We start from the raw sequence: 16,837 nt of genomic DNA, 5'->3' as shown, positions 1-16,837 counted from the left end.
CTATTTTTTTTTATGCTATTCTTGAAAATAGTTTATTTCATATAAGGATCCAAAACCTTTTTCCAGATTTGGTATCCTTCAGGTTTAAAATGAAGCATATCTTCCACAAAAATATCTTTTCTTACATTTCCGTTGGCATCTTCCATGGCTTTGGTAACATCAATAAATTCAGCGTTAGGCTGTTTTTTCATAAAAGCAGCAATTTTTTTATTGGCTTCTTTCATCTGGGGCCACAGCTTCTCTCTACTAGGCGAGTACTTTATTGAAATATAATCCACTTCAATATTCGGAAATCTTTCACGGATCTTTTTATAGAAAGCCTTGTAACGGTTAACTAGTTTTTGAGCTTTCAGCTGGTGGTTGTCTGCGAAGTCATTTTCACCACAATAAATAATGATCTGTTTAGGCTGATAGGGCGCTAAGAGATCATCCGCAAAATCATTGAGGTCTGTAAGCCTTGAGCCACCGAATCCTCTGTTGATAATGGTTTTGTCAGGAAAATAAGACGCTACATCAGTCCATTTGGTAAAAGATGAACTTCCTAAAAACAAAATAGCATCCTTAGCTGGTGGGTTCTGTTGATCTTCTTTTTTGAAATTTTGGATATCCTGCCAAAACATTGGCTTTTTTTCCTGAGAAAAGGAAATGACAAAAAACAGCAAGAGAAATGCTGAGAGAATCTTCTTCATTGTTTCAATTTTTAATTTCAGATAAAAGTAATAAAAAACTCCCGATTAACGGGAGTTTATCATTTATCTTTTGTAGGTTACATACGTTACATCCGGGATCTTATCTCCATCCTGGTCATAGTTACCAAACTGTTGAGCTAATCTAAGTTCTGTATTGGATAGGATATCAACTTTATAGTTATTGTTCTCATCCTGATCAAACTTAATCCCTAAAATTTTAGCATCAGCATCGTAGGTGTATCTTCCTTCACTTTTTCCATTCACCTGGCAGTCTGCACCTCCTGTTCCGGAATAAGCTGTATAACTGACATAAAAGTCTGTTCTGAAGAAAAGAATATTTTTTTGATCGCACCCTTCTGGAGTAGAAGAAGAAAGCACCGTTTTATTATCTTTTCCGGAAATAACTTCTCTTTTGGCTTCTTTCCAATCTCCTTTAATAATATCCATTTCATAAGCTTGCATATCATCATCTTTACAAGAAGTAAGCGCCAAAGCAGAAAAGGCAAATAAAAGTAGCTGTTTTTTCATTTTCACAAATTTAAGAATATGCTAAAATATAAATAAATTTGAAATATCTATAATGAAATCACTATTTTTTAAACAAATGTTTATAAATAAGATAATTTGGAATTATTGTACAGCTTGTAAGCTACCAGGCTGGTACGCAGAAAACAATTCATTTAAAGATTCGGGGCTTTATTATTAAAATTCAATAGAAGTGAATTTTAATTTCTCTATAATCTCCCTCAAAAATCCCCGGGATTTGACCCAAACATACCATTTTCAATGAACACCATCATCATAATATGCGTGAAGCTTTAGTAAGGAACCTAAAAAAGCGGACCATAGCCCGCTTTTTTGATATCAATTACTGTTTTCCAGTCTGTATTAATAGCTCATTTCTACAATCTTAGAAGCATCCTGAGGAGTCAGTTTTTTATATTCTCCAAGTCCCAGCCATTTTCTGTCTGTAAAAGCTTTTTCTACTCTTTCAGCAGTTCCTTTGTAGTCTTCTGTATATTCAGAAAGTTTTGTTTTAATCTGTAGGCTATGGAAGAAGTCTTCCAATTTTTTGATTCCTGCTTCAGCTTTTTCCTCTACAGTTCCGTCTTTAATACCCCAAACTCTTTCAGCATATTGTGCCAGTTTTCCTTTTTTATCGTCAAAATTATAACGGTAATGAGACGGTGCAATAATCGCTAAAGTTCTTGCATGATCAATACCGAAATAAGCTGTCAGTTCATGGCCCATTGCGTGTACAGCCCAGTCGGTGATTACTCCTTTCTGGATCAGCCCGTTTAAGGCCATTGTACAGCACCACATAAAGTTTCCGGCAGCATCATAATTAAAATCATCAGCCAATACTTTTGGAGCTGTTTCTTGAAGACTGATTAAAATACTTTCAGCAATTCTCTCCTGAAGGTCAGCAGAAGACGGTGCAGTCATGTATTGTTCCAAAACATGGGTGTAAGCATCAGTAATTCCGTTAATGATCTGGTTTTTAGGAATTGACCTGATTACTTCAGGATCTAAAACAGAAAACTGTGGGAATAATCCCGGACCCCCGGAAGATAATTTCTCATTAGTCTCCCTTCTGGAAATCACATACCCGGAATTCATCTCGGAACCTGTAGCAGGAAGGGTTAGAATACTTCCGAAAGGCATTCCTTCCCCTTCAAATGTTCTTACCTGTTTTCTCAGAATTTCCCATGGTTCTCCGTTATAGTTAGCGGCTGCAGAAATGAATTTGGTACCGTCAATTACAGAACCACCTCCTACAGCAAGAAGATAAGTGATGTTATTTTCTTTGATGAAGCTGATTGCCTTAATCAGCACTTCATATTCCGGATTGGCAGGAACACCGCCAAATTCATATAAGTCGTGATCTTTCAAAGCATCTTTTACCTGATCATAAACGCCATTGTGTTTGATACTTCCTCCGCCATAAATCATTAATATTTTGGCGTCTTTGGGAATTTCATTGGAAATTTTAGCGATTTCGCCTTTTCCGAAAAGTATCTTAGTAGGGTTTTTAAACTCGAAATTAAGCATTGTTTGTAAATTTTTTTATAAGTCAAATTTACAAAATGAAAAAAGAAATTAAAGTTAAGAAAGTGGTAAAATTATGACTATTAAACTGTCAGAATATTATTGTGAAGACCGGGATTTTATCTCGGCGTTGATCTGCCCAAGATTGATAAAGCTTGGTAGAAGTGTAATTAAAGATCCAACGCCTGCAGCTATAAGTACCGGATTTTTACTTTTTATAGATAAAAAGACAAGAATAGCAAAGGCTATCAGGATTACAATGCCAAATCCAACCGTAATATTCTGTAAATTTTTTCTCTTTGTCTGTAATTCTTCCAAAGATAGATGACTTAATTTGTTGTTTTTCATGTTTTTAAGTTTTGTGACGAAATTACAGAAAAATATGATGTAAACTTATTATTAATTAAAAATATCTTTAAAAGTTGAAGTTAAATGAGAATGTTTTTTAAGAGAAACTAGTATTGTAAAGATAGGCTTTAGCCTTTTTTATAAAGCTCTCCTTATCTTTTTTGATATCTTCCAGGAGTTTTTTTCTGTCTTCCGGGATACTGAGATACTTATCTCCCCAAAGGTTAATTTCAACGATTACCGGAACGAGATCAATACCTTTTTCTGTAAGGAAATAGAGGATTTTCAGCTTGTTCTCAGGATGGTCTTTCTTATCGATGATACCATTTTCCAGCAAATGCTGAAGTTTTGATGCCAGAATATTGGTGGCAATCTTTTCATCTGCTTTTAGAAATTCGCCATAGGTGCTTTCTTTTTTAAGCATGAGATCCCGTATAATTAATAATGACCATTTATCTCCCCAGATTTCCAGGGAGCAACTGATAGGACAGTCTGATCTTTTCTTACCCATAATGTTAATTTTAAAATAATACTTGCAAAATGAAAGTCTTTATTCTAATTTTGCTTTTATTTTGCAAGTAAATTTAAACATAAAAATGAATACATACAATGGAAGATTATGATATTGCCGTGATCGGCTCCGGACCGGGTGGATATGTAGCTGCGATAAGAAGTGCACAGCTTGGATATAAAACGGTCATCATTGAAAAATATGATACACTGGGAGGAACGTGTACCAACGTAGGCTGTATTCCGACAAAAGCTTTACTGGACAGTAGCCACCATTATGCGGAGGTTCAGCATAAGTTTAACGAACATGGAATTAAAGTAGATCAGATAGCTCTGGATTTTTCCCAGATGTACAAAAGAAAATCTGAAGTCGTTTCAAAAAATACGGAAGGTCTTCATTTTCTGATGAATAAAAATAAAATTACCCGGTTGAAAGGGACGGCAGGTTTTGTAAATAATACTACGCTAAAAGTGGTTAATGAAGAGGGCGTCGTAAATATTACCGCTAAACATTATATCATTGCTACAGGCTCAAAACCTTCAGGTATTCCGGGGGTAGAAATAGATAAAAAAAGAATCATTACTTCTACAGAAGCCCTCGCTTTAAAAGAACAGCCAAAATCTATGGTGATCATCGGTGGAGGAGTGATTGGGGTTGAAATGGCATCTATTTTTAACCGTATCGGAACACAGGTAACCATTCTGGAATACGCCGACCACCTGATTGCCACAATGGATCATGAATTAGGAAAAAACCTTCAGAAGATTTTGAAAAAAGAAGGTATTGACATCCGTTTAAATCAGAGCGTTTATAAAGCTGAAAACTTAGGTTCCTCAGCTAAAGTTCTTTTTAAAGATAAAAACGGAGCAGAGAACGAACTGGAGGCAGAATATATTTTGGTAGCCGTGGGAAGAAGCCCATATGTTAAAGGGTTGGGATTGGAAAATACAGATATACAGCTTGATAACCGGGGATTTATTAGAGTAAATGAAAGTAACCAGACAGCTGTTCCCAATATGTATGCTATCGGTGATGTGATTGGGGGAGCGATGCTGGCACATAAAGCCGAGGAAGAGGGTGTTTTTGTAGCAGAAATAATCAACGGGCAGCAACATCATATTCATTACGATCGTATTCCTTCTGTGGTGTATACCTGGCCTGAAGTAGCTTCTGTAGGATATACAGAAGAATATTTAAAGAAAAATAATATAGCTTATACCGTTGGAAAATTTCCATTCTCTGCCAGTGCAAGAGCAAGAGCTTCTATGGATACAGATGGATTTTCAAAAGTCTTGGTAGACCCTAAATATGGAGAAATCTTAGGGATTCATATCATAGGAGCAAGAGCCGCAGATTTGATAGCACAAGGTGTTATTGCTCAGGAATATGAGGTGACGGCAGAGGATATGTTCCGTATTTCTTATGCCCATCCCACTTATTCTGAAGCTTTGAAAGAGGCGTATTTGATTGCATCAGGCCAGGGTGCAATTAATATATAAAAAAATAAACCATTAAGACTTTTGAAGCTGATAAAAATAGTTAAGGAAATAGCTAAAGCCCTTTTTTTAGCAATGTGCTCTATTTTTTCATCTAAGATGAATCTTAATTATTCTTACTTTCTTCAAAAATCTTAATGGTTTAAAATTTTAGATTATCGATTTTATAACAGATAAAATCCTTGCGTCTTAGCTTCAGTTATAAATAAGAACAGTTCTCATCTTTCGCATAAATACCATTAGTTTTCGCTTCCAGTTTTCCGGTTTTTCTGTTGATTTTAACGGAAAAAGACTCTTTCACGGCCGGACAGCCCTTAGACTGCATAAGAAACATGGAGATATGAAGGTCTTCAATTTTATAGGCTCCCGTAAAGCGGTTACTCGTGTCAACAGAATATCCATAAGTTTTTGCCAGCAGAATAGCCTCTGGAAGATTATCAACGGTTCCGATAAAATCTCTCAATTGCTGCTCATTGGAAAAATAAACAGATCTTTCGTTTTTACAAGCCAGAATGTATGAAAAGCAGTTGTTACCTATACATTTCTGGAAAAACCCTTTTTCAGGAACGGGTTCATTGATCGTCATAAATTCAGGAGCCTGGCTTTCGTAGATCACTGCTTTTTCATAATCTGAATCATTACTGAGAACACGCCAGTAAGCATAATCTTTATTAGGTACAATGAAAGGATAGAGATAATCTACGGTATCGAGGATATCAGGGATTTTTTTATAATCATCAGGAACCTTGATCTGGCTGTAAAGCAGATTGGAAAGAATAAGGGAAAATGCGATGATTACTTTCATAGAGAGTGTGTTTCCAGTGCAAATTTAAGAAAGAGAATTATTTCAATATAATTTTATAATAGCCTTTTTCATCAGTTACATCAATACCTATGCCTGTAAATGTTAATTTATTAATTTGATAACCATCACAACCTCCTTTAAATTCCGATGACTGTATTGAAAAATCAAAAGATTTAAGATTAGAAGAGAAAGTATATTTTTTTATACCATTATATGCACCTACGTTTTCCAAAATAACCATATCATCAGATGTTTTTGTCAGACTTACTCCAGTTTGATTTTCTTCAACCACTGAATAAGAAGTAAGCTTTCCGTTTGTAATAAGATTTTCATCATTAGAATCTACAAACTTAAAAAGTATCGGAAGAGGTGCATTGTAACAATCTTTTTCACAGGCTGTGAATATAAAAGTTATTAATAAGAATAAGAATATTTTTTTCATGGATTATGGATGGTATGAAGAGTAAAATTAATTATTAATATTTTGTAATCAAAACGATACTACCCCTGAATTATTAAAACGTGCTCTAAATATTTTCAAAAGCTGTGCAAGCTGATCATCTGTGATATCAAAATCATCGATATTGATTTCTATTTTTTCGTTGTTGTGAAAAAAGTATAAATAATTTACTTCAGGTTTATAATCATGTCTAGAATCACGGCTTACTAAACGTTTTACAATAATCTTTTCAAGTTGAATTTCATTCCACAAATACCTTGCATTATTTTTTATCTGAATTCCTTTTCCATTGATGGAGATGATAATCTGTGATGTTTTTTTGATTTCGGAAATTATTTTAAAAATAAAATAACCAGTAAATCCAAGAAGTATAAATAATACAAATATTGCTGTTCCATTAAATTTGAACTTAAAACCTGAAAGAAAAAATAGCCCTAGAATTGCAAACATACTGTAAGTAGCAATAGCAATAATTCTACCTGAACGCGAGTATTTGACTATAATTTCATCAGGAACTGAATTCTCAGTATATTCAATTTTATCACTTTTATGAAGAGAATATTCTTTATGAATGAAAACTCCATTGATGAATGTAGCAATGAAAAAAATAATAGAAAGAGGAATAAAATATTGTAGTAGATAAATACCTATCAATAAGGCTAAAATCCCAAAAATCGTGTAAAAAATAATACCGAAATTAAACTTTATCATTTCATAGAATTTGACATGTCTGATTGATGTCAAATCTACAAAAACTTAAGCGGGTATCCTACTGCAACATTTCCGGTGGTGATTTTTTTAAGCTTAGATTCCATCATTTTTTTGGTCAGAGGTTTCAGGTGGTCAGTATATAAGATTCCCTGCGTATGGTCATATTCATGCTGAATAATTCTGGCAGTAAGCCCTATATAGGTTTTGGTTTGTAGCAGAAAATGTTCATCCAGATATTCGATGGTGATTTCCCAGGGTCTATTTACTTTTTGCGAAAGACCGGGAATACTTAAGCATCCTTCATAGTCTTCCCATGTTTCTGCTGAGCTATTGATTATTTTAGCATTGATAAAAGTTTCTTTTATTCCCTTATCATTTTTACCAAAGTAGAGTATCTGCTCTTCACTCCCCAGGTTTTCAAAAACAATTTTACTGTCAACGATGAAAAGCTGTAAGGCTTTTCCTATTTGTGAAGATGACAAACCACAGCCATTGGCATTTTCCATGGTTTCCCACATGTCGGTTATGAGCTTCTGAATTTCCGGGGTATCCCTTTCTGTTTTCGAACATTTTTGTTTTAAAATAGCGTTTCCATATGCCCAAATAGATAACTTCATTGTCGTATTTTTCTGCAAAGTTCTGCAGAAGCTTGCAGGTATACAATGAACCTATGTTAATTAATCTGTCTGCGAATTCGGCTTAAGGCCTGTGGAGTGATTCCAATATAAGAAGCAATATATTTTAAAGGAACACGCTTCAGCATTTCAGGCTGCTCGGTGAATAATTTTAAGTAACGCTCTTTGGCGGTAAGTTTTAGTAAAGAAAGTTCTCTTTTACTCTTAGCTAAAAATAATTTCTCAGAAGCAAAACGGCCCAGGTGATTTCCAACGTTGGTGTGGCTGTAAATTTTCTGTAAATCATCATAAGAAATCTGCCATACCACAGTTTCTGTTAAAGCCTGCATTTCATATTCAGAAGGGGTTTGGGTAAGAAAGGAATCATAGGCACAGGTAAATTCTTTTTCAAAACCGAAACTGAAGGTATACCCATATTCATCATCAGGAATATAAAATCTTACCAATCCCGATTCTATAAAGGATAAAAATTCTTCGGTATCTCCGTGCTGGGTAATAATTTCATTTTTGGCATATACTTTTCTGTGGAAATGCCCTGCAATAAATGCCCATTCCGACTCCTGCAATTTGACAATCTGTTCGTAATATGCTCTGATGTAACCCATAGGAATTTTTTGAGTAAATTGTTATAATTTCAGTGTATTACTGATTATATTTAAGAAAAAATTAGAAGTCAAAGTTACAGAATATTTATGGAGAATAGGGAACATTGATATTTACATTTTCTATCCCTCTTTTTTGTCATTTGTCAATTAATTTAATTTCAAAATCACTTACATTTGTTATATGATACACGACCAACGCGCAGAAAAATTCAGGCAGATTGTGGAGAATAAATTCCAGATTTACAATTCATTATTTATGAGCCTGCCTTATGATAAAATGACTAATATCGGGATGCTTCTTCCGTTTCTTTATGAAGAAAGCAGAACCGGCTATGAAGCAGGGAAGACCCCTGAGGAAATTGTAGAAGAATTTTTTAAAAATCATACAGATCTTCAGACGGAGGAACAAAAGCTGGAGCTCCTTTTTAAAATCATTCAATATATAGAGAGACAGGTTGTTTTGTTTGACAGTATTGAGGATGCTGCCTTTCCTAATCTTCATTCTGAAAGTGACAGCGGAACTGTGACCAATCTTTTTGAACGTTCTTTTCAGGATCATAAAATTGAAAAAGTACGCGAAAAGTTGAAGGACTTTACAGTTAAGGTTGTATTTACGGCTCACCCTACCCAGTTTTATCCAAGCTCAGTACAGAGAATTATACAGGATTTAAGAGGAGCCATTACCAGTGATTCTGTCACACAGATTGATACCCTTTTGCAGCAGTTAGGGAAAACACCCTTTGTCAATAAGGAAAAACCGACACCAATAGATGAGGCGCTGAGTATTATCTCCTATTTGAGGTATGTCTATTACGATACTATTGGTGAGCTGTTTACGAAGATTAAGAAAACTTTTGGAAACGGACATTTCCACCTGCATGAAGATATTATTCAGCTTGGTTTCTGGCCTGGAGGCGATAGAGACGGGAATCCTTTTGTTACTGCAGATGTTACTAAAAGAGTATCGGAAGAACTTCGCTCTGCAATTTTGAAATCGTATTACAGCCATTTGAAATTTATCAGAAGAAGATTAAGCTTTAGAGGAGTTTCGGAGGTTTTAACTCAGGTAAGTGAAGAATTGTATGCTGCTATTTTTGATGGTAAAAGTATTACGGCAGAAGAAATTTTAAAGAGAACTGATGAAGCAGAGAAAATATTAATCAATGAACATAATTCTTTGTTCTTAGATCTTTTGGTCAACTTTAGGGACCGTGTGAAAATTTTTGGAACTCACTTTGCGACTTTAGATATCAGACAGGACAGCAGGATCCATCAGAAGGTAATAGATGATGTTTTTGCAAAAATATATGGAAATGAAGACGCTGATGCAGAACAGAAATTCAATACACTGATTCAGATTTCGGATAAAGTAAATGCGGATGATTTTGAAGATATTGTAAAGGATACTCTGTTAACAGTATCACAGGTATCGGAAATTCAGCGTCTGAATGGATTAAGAGGAATGAACCGTTATATTATTTCCAATTCTGATGCCGTGAAAGATGTCATGAACGTATATGCTTTCTTCAAAATATGTGGATACAAAGATGAAGAGATCAATATGGACATTGTTCCGCTTTTTGAAACAATGGAAGGACTTGCCAATGCGGAAAATGTAATGAATGAACTCTATCAGAATCCGGTATATAAAAAGCACCTTGAAAAAAGAGGCTATCAGCAGACCATTATGCTTGGCTTTTCTGATGGAACGAAAGATGGTGGTTATCTGAAGGCAAACTGGGAAATCTATCAGGCAAAAGAACTTCTTACTAAACTTTCTGAAGAGAATAACATTAAAGTCGTATTTTTTGACGGAAGAGGTGGCCCGCCGGCAAGAGGAGGAGGTAAAACTCATGACTTCTATGCTTCACAGGGAAAAACAATTGCCAATAATAAAATTGAACTCACTATTCAGGGGCAAACCATTACCAGCATTTTTGGAAATAAAGAACAGGCAAAATACAACTTCGAACAGCTTCTGACAGCCGGAGTTGAAAATGATGTATTTAAAAATGCTAAAAAAGACCTTACTGAAAAAGAAAGAGCATTAATTATTGAACTGGCTAATATCAGCTATCAAAAATATTCAGATCTTAAGGCACACCCAATGTTTGTTCCCTATCTGCAGGAAATGAGTACTTTGGAATATTATGGGAAAACCAATATCGGAAGTCGTCCTTCCAAAAGAGGAAACGGAAATGAATTGAAATTTGAAGATTTAAGAGCTATTCCGTTTGTAGGTTCATGGTCTCAGCTAAAACAAAATGTCCCTGGATTCTTTGGTTTCGGATATGCTATGAAGCAGATGAAAGAGGAGGGAAGGTTTGAAGAAGTAAGAGAACTGTACAAAGGTTCGGATTTCTTTAAAACTTTAGTTTTAAACTCTATGATGAGTATGAACAAGTCTTATTTCCCTTTGACATATTATATCAAAAATAATCCGAAGTTCGGGGCATTCTGGAACGTTCTGTTTGATGAATATGAACTTTCAAGAGAGATCATGCTGGAGCTTACCGGTTTTAAAATGCTTCAGGAAGAAGATCCTTTATCCAGAAAATCTGTGAAAATCCGTGAAAAAATTGTACTTCCTTTACTGAGTATTCAGCAGTATGCATTGATGAAGATTCAGAAAGGAGAGGGCAATAAAGAAGCCTATGAGAAGCTGGTAACCCGTTCCTTATTCGGAAATATTAATGCAAGCAGAAATTCCGCTTAATATAATTTTCGTACAAGTACAATAATAAGAGATATCAAAAAAAACGGGCTTCAGTCCGTTTTTTTGATTTTTAATCCAGGTCTAATGATTTCCTGCCATTTAATTTCTATGACAAAAGCAGATCATATTCATGAAAACAATAGGGTTCTTTGTATGGTAAGATACCATTGAAATCTTCTACAAATTACGAAGGTCTTTCTGCCTTATTATTTCCTCAGTCAGCTTAATTAACGGAAATGAAAATAGTGTCATTCGTGAAAGATATTTGTGGTATTAGTGTTTAAAAAAGCAGATAGAAAATTTCTTATTCTTTTATGAATTTTTCAAAATAAAACTTGTCTTTCATCTGAATCTTAAGATAATAAACCCCTTTTGTAACATCTTCTACCTTTATAGATTTCTGGTTGTTGTTTTTTCTGATCAGTCTTCCCAAATGATCATAAACCTCCAGTGATGTTATTTCATTTTCAGTTCTTACATTCAGCATGTTTTTAGCAGGATTCGGATAGATGATGGAAGTCTCTTTTTTCAGAATTTCCGAAGTGTTTAATACTGAATTATATAAACTTCCGAAATTCAAGATGCCATATCCCATCTGATCGGTATGGTTGGGATAAAGAGAAGCTGTTTGTCTTAGTTTTATTCTTATCTGTTCTCTGTCCATGGTGGGGAATGCCTGAATGAAACAGGCGACACCGCCTGCTGCGATAGGAGTGGCAATAGATGTTCCATTGAGAATAATGGTAGCATTATTGTAGACTGTGGTAGTGGCTGTACCCTGGGCACTTCCGTCAGGTTTTATAGTTCCCGAAGAATTAGGTCCGTAGGAAGAAAATCCTGAAGAATTCCCTGAACTGTCTACTGCTCCAATCGTGAAAACTTTTGCGTTGTCCGCAGGTGTTAGCAGATAATGCCAGGGTTCCTGACCGGAATTTCCTGCAGCAACAAGAACAAATATTCCTTTTTCGGCGGCTATTTGTGCCGCTCTTGCAATAAAAGAAGTTGTTCCATTCATATCTGCGTATGTGTAATTATATTGGGAGTCATCAAAAACACTATATCCCAGGGAGGAGGTGATCATTTCCACTCCCTTTCTGTCTGCTTCCTCAGCGGCTTCAATCCAATATACTTCCTCCTCCGGGATTTCTACTCCAGCCTTTTCACTTCGGTAAAGATAAAAATCAGCATCCGGAGCAGATCCTACAAATGTATTTTCCAAATAGCCTCCCATAGCCCCTAAAATCATTGAGCCATGCTCGCTTAAGGAAATATTATAAATATCATCGGTTTTAGTTACAAAATCGTAACCGCCTTTTATGTGATTATTCGTTCGTAATCTTGAGAATGCAGAACCGGTATTTACAAAAGGAAATCCGGCATCAATAACAGCAATAGAAATTCCTGTTCCCGTATATCCTGCCAGATGAAGGGGTTTTATATTGAGCTGATCTATCTGTGCGGTACCTGCTCCATAATCAAAGGTCGTAAGCGTTTTACCGGTGTCTGAATTATTTTTCCATTTGTCAATGGGTTTTATTTTAGGAACTCCCGAACCATTTCTTGCAAAACTTTGAACAGATAGCACAAAAGGCTGGGCCTGTAAACTGAGTATTTGGGCTGGAGTGGCATTCACAGCAGCTCCATTCAGCCATTTGGAATAATCGGTAACAGTGAATCCCATATTTTGCAGATTCTGTAAATAAGAAGGCTCAATAGGAGCGTCCTGATCATTTAGGGAAATTCCGAGTGCAGTACGCCTGTTAAGTGATTTTTGGGAAAGTTCTGAAAGTGGATTGGCGAAAAAAGCGGCTTTATTGGGTTTATCCGTAAAATAAACAAAAACAAGCTGCGTTTGAGCCTGAAAAATAGAATAACCAGCTAATAAACAAAAGAGTAAAATTTTATTCATAGTATTATTTTGTATAAAGATAAAAACAAAATCAATAAAATTTTTGATAGGATTTTAAATTCCTTATTTTTACACAAATATTTATTTATGAAAAAAATTCAGATGGTTGACTTGCAAAGTCAGTATTACAAAATAAAGAATGATGTAGATAATGCAGTTTTAAATGTAATGGATTCTGCGGCTTTTATCAACGGTCCTGAAGTAAAGTCTTTCCAGAATGAATTGGAGTCTTATTTAGACGTAAAACATGTGATTCCATGTGCTAATGGAACGGATGCTTTACAGATTGCCCTGATGGCGCTGGACCTGAAAGAAGGGGATGAGGTTATTACTGCTGATTTTACCTTTGCTGCAACGGTGGAAGTGATACACCTGCTTAAATTAAAATCTGTTTTGGTAGATGTTGATTACGATACCTTCACGATTTCAACAGAAGAATTAAAAAAAGCAATTACGCCAAAAACAAAGGCAATTATTCCGGTACATCTATTTGGACAGTGTGCCAATATGGAGGAGATTTTAAAAATTGCAGAAGAGCATAATTTATATGTTATTGAAGACAATGCACAGGCAATTGGTGCAGAATATACGTTCTCTGACGGAACGGTAAAGTATGCCGGAACAATGGCTACTGTGGGAACAACGTCTTTCTTTCCTTCAAAAAACCTGGGATGCTATGGTGATGGTGGTGCTATTTTTACCAATAATGATGAGCTGGCACACCGTCTAAGAGGTATTGTAAACCATGGAATGTATGAAAGATACTATCATGATGAAGTAGGCGTAAATTCCCGTTTAGATAGTATTCAGGCGGCCGTTTTAAGAAAAAAACTTCCTCACCTGGATTCTTACAATGAAGCAAGAAGAAAAGCGGCAGATTATTATGATGAAGCATTTGCAGGTAATGCCAATATTCTGACTCCAAAAAGATCCGAAGACTCTACCCATGTTTTCCACCAGTATACTTTAAGAATTCTGAATGGAAAACGTAATGAACTTCAGAAATTCTTAACAGAAAAAGAAATTCCGGCTATGATCTACTATCCCGTGGCATTGAGAAAGCAGAAAGCCTATTTCCAGGAAAGTAATGATGCTGATTTTGTGAATACCGACAAGCTGTTGGATCAGGTAGTTTCTCTGCCAATGCATACAGAATTAGACGAGGAGCAACTGAAGTATATTACAGATGCTGTTCTTGAGTTTATGAAGTAATGAAAAGAAAGATATTTAAATATAGGCTGGTATATTACTTAGCGGTAGCAGCCAGCCTATTATTTTTCATAATATCAGCATTTTCAATTCTGAATTTATTTGATGATTTCAGTATATTTAAAACGATATTTATTTGTACTTCAATTGTTATTAATTTATTTGCATTTATTAATTTGATTGAAAAATACGATAGAGCAGTTTTATTTCTAAACCTTAGCTTATCTTTATTCATAATTGCGCTGGGATACCCTATATTATTGAAGGTTTTAAGTGAAAAATATTATGATGTATGGAATCTCAGATTTAATTTTTGGATTTTATTGATACTTACTTTAATCATTGTAAATATATTTAAAGTAAGACTAAACAGAGGAATTAACGAAATAGAAAATATAGGAAAACACGAAGATTAAAAAAATAAAATGGCAATACTTGTAACAGGAGGACTTGGATATATTGGTTCCCACACCGTGGTAGAGCTTCTTAATAATGGCTTTGAGGTTGTTATTATAGATGATTTGTCCCATTCAGAGAAATTTATTTTAAATAATATTGAGGAAATTACAGGTAAAAAGCCGGTTTTCTATCCTTTTGATTTAAAAAGAAAAGAACTGCTTCATCAGGTTTTTGAAGCCCATAAGATTGAGGGCTGTATTAATTTTGCTGCGTATAAAGCGGTAGGAGAGAGTCAGGTAAAACCTGTAGACTATTATGAGAATAATCTGTTTACTCTTATTAATATTCTTCAGGAATTTAAAGAAAGAGAAATCTCTAATTTTATTTTCAGTTCATCCTGTACAGTATATGGACAAGCTGATGTAATGCCTATTGATGAAAACACTCCTCTGAAACTGCCTGAAAGTGTGTATGGCAAAACCAAACAAATGGGAGAGGAGATCCTGATTGATTTTGCAAAAGCGTATCACAGAAAAATAACGTTGTTAAGATATTTTAATCCTATTGGAGCACATCCGTCTGCAAAAATTGGAGAACTACCCATTGGAATTCCCAATAATCTGGTTCCTTATGTTATGCAGACTGTTTCAGGAATCCGAGAGAAACTAAATGTGTGGGGGAATGATTATGCAACAGAAGATGGAACCGCAGTTCGTGATTATATTTATGTAGTTGATCTGGCCAAAGCTCATGTGGCAGCCTTAAGAAAACTCATTGAAAATCAATCTGAAGAAGCGGTAATAGATATTTATAACCTGGGAACAGGAAAAGGATCATCTGTTTTGGAAGTTGTAAAAGCTTTTGAAACAGCAAATAATGTAGAAGTCCCTTATCAGATATGCGCCAGAAGGGAAGGTGATATTACGATTGCCTATGCCAACCCTGGTAAAGCAGAGAAAGAGCTTGGATGGAAGTCTGAAACTTCACTGGAAGAATCTCTGCGTACAACCTGGGAATGGCAGAAATATCTGAATACTAGAAATTAATTCTTAAAATCACATAATATGGCTTGGAATCCTGAAGTATATGACCAGTTTAAAGATGAGCGTTCAGCTCCCTTTTTTGATTTACTGAAGCTCGTTGAATCAAGATCTGGTTTATCTGTTATTGATTTAGGTTGTGGTACCGGAGAACTTACTTCTAAACTTTTAGATTATCTTGAAGACTCTAAGGTGTTGGGAATAGATTCTTCTGAAGAGATGCTGGAGAAAGCTGCTCATTTTGAAACAAGCAGACTGACCTTTGAGAAAAGGAGTATTGAGGATCAGCTTCATCTTTCCGAGATGTATGATCTGATTATTTCCAATGCAGCGATTCAATGGTGTGATAACCATAAAGAACTTTTTCCAAGGATTATAAGTAAAATTAAAGAAGGCGGCCAATTAGCGGTACAGATTCCATCCAATCATGAATATGTAGTGCATCAGTTGCTTAGAAAAATAGCAGCGAAGGAACCTTATAAAACAGCGTACCATTCTTGGGAGAGAGCGTATACTGTTTTGCATATTGAAGACTATGCGAGAATATTATTCGATAATAAAGGTAGAGAAATCACTGTTTATGAAAAAGTATTCCCTCATGTTCTGAACAATGCCGATGCGGTATTTACATGGGCTTCAGGAACAGCTATGCTTCCTTATGTTGAGAGGCTTCCCGATGATATGAAAGAACAATTTAAAAACGATTATAAAACCGAATTACAAAACATCTTCCCTGAATCACCGGTCTTTTATCCATTTAAAAGAACATTTATTTCAGCGAAGTTTTAATTTTAAAATTAATATGAAGACACAAAGAATAGGTATTACATTTTCCTCATTTGATTTATTACACGCAGGGCATATTAAAATGCTTGAAGAAGCTAAAACAGTATGCGATTATTTGATCGTTGGACTTCAGATTGATCCGTCCCACGACCGTCCGAACAAAAATAAGCCAAGCCAGACTATCGTTGAACGATATATTCAGTTGAAGGCTGTGAATGCTGTAGATGAGATTATCCCTTATTATACAGAAGAGGATCTATTGGATATTTTGAAATCTTTTGTTATCGATATAAGGATCATAGGAGACGATTATATGGATAGAGATTTTACCGGAAAAACATATTGTGAAGATAAAGGGATAGAGATCTTTTATAACAAAAGAGATCACCGATTTTCTACAAGTGATCTGAGACGAAGAATTTATGAAGCAGAAAAAGAAAAAGATACAAAGAAAGAATCTGTAAAATAA

General features: G+C 35.2%; 18 protein-coding genes. 7 read left to right on the top strand and 11 right to left on the bottom strand.

The features are described 5' to 3' along the window. Positions 1-32: 32 nt before the first annotated feature. The 5 genes from JML65_RS00690 to JML65_RS00670 all read right to left on the bottom strand — a co-directional run bounded on the left by JML65_RS00690 (position 33) and on the right by JML65_RS00670 (position 3,597). On the bottom strand, positions 33-689 hold the full coding sequence (locus JML65_RS00690; RefSeq protein ID WP_047485307.1) for a GDSL-type esterase/lipase family protein: 657 nt from the start codon (positions 687-689) through the stop codon (positions 33-35). Positions 690-752: 63 nt separating this feature from the next. Then, entirely contained in the window at positions 753-1,217 is a 465-nt protein-coding gene (locus JML65_RS00685) for a lipocalin family protein (protein ID WP_202269611.1), read from the bottom strand. 360 nt (positions 1,218-1,577) lie between these two features. Beyond that, positions 1,578-2,741 (bottom strand): iron-containing alcohol dehydrogenase, encoded by a 1,164-nt coding sequence (locus tag JML65_RS00680; protein WP_047485303.1) that lies wholly within the window; start codon positions 2,739-2,741, stop codon positions 1,578-1,580. A gap of 96 nt (positions 2,742-2,837) precedes the next feature. Then, on the bottom strand, positions 2,838-3,086 hold the full coding sequence (locus JML65_RS00675; RefSeq protein ID WP_202269610.1) for a hypothetical protein: 249 nt from the start codon (positions 3,084-3,086) through the stop codon (positions 2,838-2,840). Positions 3,087-3,183: 97 nt separating this feature from the next. Continuing rightward, a complete protein-coding gene (locus JML65_RS00670) occupies positions 3,184-3,597 on the bottom strand; it encodes a winged helix-turn-helix transcriptional regulator (protein WP_202269609.1) in 414 nt (137 codons plus the stop codon). 98 nt (positions 3,598-3,695) lie between these two features. Between JML65_RS00670 and lpdA the strand changes: the two genes are divergently transcribed. Next, entirely contained in the window at positions 3,696-5,096 is a 1,401-nt protein-coding gene (gene lpdA / locus JML65_RS00665) for a dihydrolipoyl dehydrogenase (protein ID WP_202269608.1), read from the top strand. A gap of 196 nt (positions 5,097-5,292) precedes the next feature. Here lpdA and JML65_RS00660 read toward each other — a convergent pair whose 3' ends face one another. Genes JML65_RS00660 through JML65_RS00640 form a run of 5 tightly spaced genes read right to left on the bottom strand, consistent with a single transcriptional unit; the run spans position 5,293 to position 8,309 of the window. Then, positions 5,293-5,898 (bottom strand): hypothetical protein, encoded by a 606-nt coding sequence (locus JML65_RS00660; protein ID WP_202269607.1) that lies wholly within the window; start codon positions 5,896-5,898, stop codon positions 5,293-5,295. A gap of 37 nt (positions 5,899-5,935) precedes the next feature. Beyond that, a complete protein-coding gene (locus JML65_RS00655; protein ID WP_047485296.1) occupies positions 5,936-6,340 on the bottom strand; it encodes a hypothetical protein in 405 nt (134 codons plus the stop codon). 48 nt (positions 6,341-6,388) lie between these two features. Then, positions 6,389-7,069, bottom strand: a complete 681-nt coding sequence (locus JML65_RS00650; protein WP_202269606.1) for a hypothetical protein — start codon at positions 7,067-7,069, stop codon at positions 6,389-6,391. Positions 7,070-7,104: 35 nt separating this feature from the next. Beyond that, positions 7,105-7,686 carry a peptide deformylase gene (gene def, locus JML65_RS00645; RefSeq protein WP_202269605.1) on the bottom strand — a complete coding sequence of 194 codons (582 nt, stop codon included), beginning with the start codon at positions 7,684-7,686 and terminating at the stop codon, positions 7,105-7,107. A 56-nt stretch (positions 7,687-7,742) separates the two neighbouring features. Continuing rightward, entirely contained in the window at positions 7,743-8,309 is a 567-nt protein-coding gene (locus JML65_RS00640; RefSeq protein WP_202269604.1) for a Crp/Fnr family transcriptional regulator, read from the bottom strand. A 181-nt stretch (positions 8,310-8,490) separates the two neighbouring features. On the opposite strand from JML65_RS00640, the gene JML65_RS00635 reads away from it, so the two are divergent. Continuing rightward, complete coding sequence (locus tag JML65_RS00635; protein WP_047485285.1) at positions 8,491-11,025, top strand: phosphoenolpyruvate carboxylase; 2,535 nt, start codon at positions 8,491-8,493, stop codon at positions 11,023-11,025. A gap of 304 nt (positions 11,026-11,329) precedes the next feature. Here JML65_RS00635 and JML65_RS00630 read toward each other — a convergent pair whose 3' ends face one another. Further along, on the bottom strand, positions 11,330-12,934 hold the full coding sequence (locus tag JML65_RS00630) for a S8/S53 family peptidase (RefSeq protein ID WP_202269603.1): 1,605 nt from the start codon (positions 12,932-12,934) through the stop codon (positions 11,330-11,332). An 87-nt stretch (positions 12,935-13,021) separates the two neighbouring features. Between JML65_RS00630 and JML65_RS00625 the strand changes: the two genes are divergently transcribed. Genes JML65_RS00625 through JML65_RS00605 form a run of 5 tightly spaced genes read left to right on the top strand, consistent with a single transcriptional unit; the run spans position 13,022 to position 16,837 of the window. After that, entirely contained in the window at positions 13,022-14,146 is a 1,125-nt protein-coding gene (locus JML65_RS00625; protein WP_084085971.1) for a DegT/DnrJ/EryC1/StrS family aminotransferase, read from the top strand. Next, the gene (locus JML65_RS00620; protein ID WP_047485279.1) at positions 14,146-14,559 is read left to right on the top strand and encodes a hypothetical protein; all 414 of its coding nucleotides are present in this window, start codon (positions 14,146-14,148) and stop codon (positions 14,557-14,559) included. The genes JML65_RS00625 and JML65_RS00620 overlap by 1 nt, the downstream gene beginning before the upstream one ends. A gap of 9 nt (positions 14,560-14,568) precedes the next feature. Next, on the top strand, positions 14,569-15,588 hold the full coding sequence (galE, locus tag JML65_RS00615; protein WP_202269602.1) for a UDP-glucose 4-epimerase GalE: 1,020 nt from the start codon (positions 14,569-14,571) through the stop codon (positions 15,586-15,588). An 18-nt stretch (positions 15,589-15,606) separates the two neighbouring features. Then, positions 15,607-16,371, top strand: coding sequence for a methyltransferase domain-containing protein (locus tag JML65_RS00610; protein ID WP_202269601.1), 765 nt, complete (start codon positions 15,607-15,609; stop codon positions 16,369-16,371). A 13-nt stretch (positions 16,372-16,384) separates the two neighbouring features. Beyond that, on the top strand, positions 16,385-16,837 hold the full coding sequence (locus JML65_RS00605) for an adenylyltransferase/cytidyltransferase family protein (protein ID WP_202269600.1): 453 nt from the start codon (positions 16,385-16,387) through the stop codon (positions 16,835-16,837).

Source organism: Chryseobacterium sp. KMC2, assembly GCF_016756935.1.
In the GTDB taxonomy this organism is placed as follows: Bacteria; Bacteroidota; Bacteroidia; order Flavobacteriales; family Weeksellaceae; genus Chryseobacterium; species Chryseobacterium rhizosphaerae.
Note: the sequence above shows the minus strand (reverse complement) of the source record. Positions and strands in the feature narration are given on the sequence as shown.

Excerpts from the sequence above, each read along its gene's own strand:
- JML65_RS00690 (WP_047485307.1), bottom strand. The coding sequence starts at position 689 with ATGAAGAAGATTCTCTCAGCATTTCTCTTGCTGTTTTTTGTCATTTCC.
- JML65_RS00685 (WP_202269611.1), bottom strand. The coding sequence starts at position 1,217 with ATGAAAAAACAGCTACTTTTATTTGCCTTTTCTGCTTTGGCGCTTACT.
- JML65_RS00680 (WP_047485303.1), bottom strand. The coding sequence starts at position 2,741 with ATGCTTAATTTCGAGTTTAAAAACCCTACTAAGATACTTTTCGGAAAA.
- JML65_RS00675 (WP_202269610.1), bottom strand. The coding sequence starts at position 3,086 with ATGAAAAACAACAAATTAAGTCATCTATCTTTGGAAGAATTACAGACA.
- JML65_RS00670 (WP_202269609.1), bottom strand. The coding sequence starts at position 3,597 with ATGGGTAAGAAAAGATCAGACTGTCCTATCAGTTGCTCCCTGGAAATC.
- lpdA (WP_202269608.1), top strand. The coding sequence starts at position 3,696 with ATGGAAGATTATGATATTGCCGTGATCGGCTCCGGACCGGGTGGATAT.
- JML65_RS00660 (WP_202269607.1), bottom strand. The coding sequence starts at position 5,898 with ATGAAAGTAATCATCGCATTTTCCCTTATTCTTTCCAATCTGCTTTAC.
- JML65_RS00655 (WP_047485296.1), bottom strand. The coding sequence starts at position 6,340 with ATGAAAAAAATATTCTTATTCTTATTAATAACTTTTATATTCACAGCC.
- JML65_RS00650 (WP_202269606.1), bottom strand. The coding sequence starts at position 7,069 with ATGATAAAGTTTAATTTCGGTATTATTTTTTACACGATTTTTGGGATT.
- def (WP_202269605.1), bottom strand. The coding sequence starts at position 7,686 with ATGAAGTTATCTATTTGGGCATATGGAAACGCTATTTTAAAACAAAAA.
- JML65_RS00640 (WP_202269604.1), bottom strand. The coding sequence starts at position 8,309 with ATGGGTTACATCAGAGCATATTACGAACAGATTGTCAAATTGCAGGAG.
- JML65_RS00635 (WP_047485285.1), top strand. The coding sequence starts at position 8,491 with ATGATACACGACCAACGCGCAGAAAAATTCAGGCAGATTGTGGAGAAT.
- JML65_RS00630 (WP_202269603.1), bottom strand. The coding sequence starts at position 12,934 with ATGAATAAAATTTTACTCTTTTGTTTATTAGCTGGTTATTCTATTTTT.
- JML65_RS00625 (WP_084085971.1), top strand. The coding sequence starts at position 13,022 with ATGAAAAAAATTCAGATGGTTGACTTGCAAAGTCAGTATTACAAAATA.
- JML65_RS00620 (WP_047485279.1), top strand. The coding sequence starts at position 14,146 with ATGAAAAGAAAGATATTTAAATATAGGCTGGTATATTACTTAGCGGTA.
- galE (WP_202269602.1), top strand. The coding sequence starts at position 14,569 with ATGGCAATACTTGTAACAGGAGGACTTGGATATATTGGTTCCCACACC.
- JML65_RS00610 (WP_202269601.1), top strand. The coding sequence starts at position 15,607 with ATGGCTTGGAATCCTGAAGTATATGACCAGTTTAAAGATGAGCGTTCA.
- JML65_RS00605 (WP_202269600.1), top strand. The coding sequence starts at position 16,385 with ATGAAGACACAAAGAATAGGTATTACATTTTCCTCATTTGATTTATTA.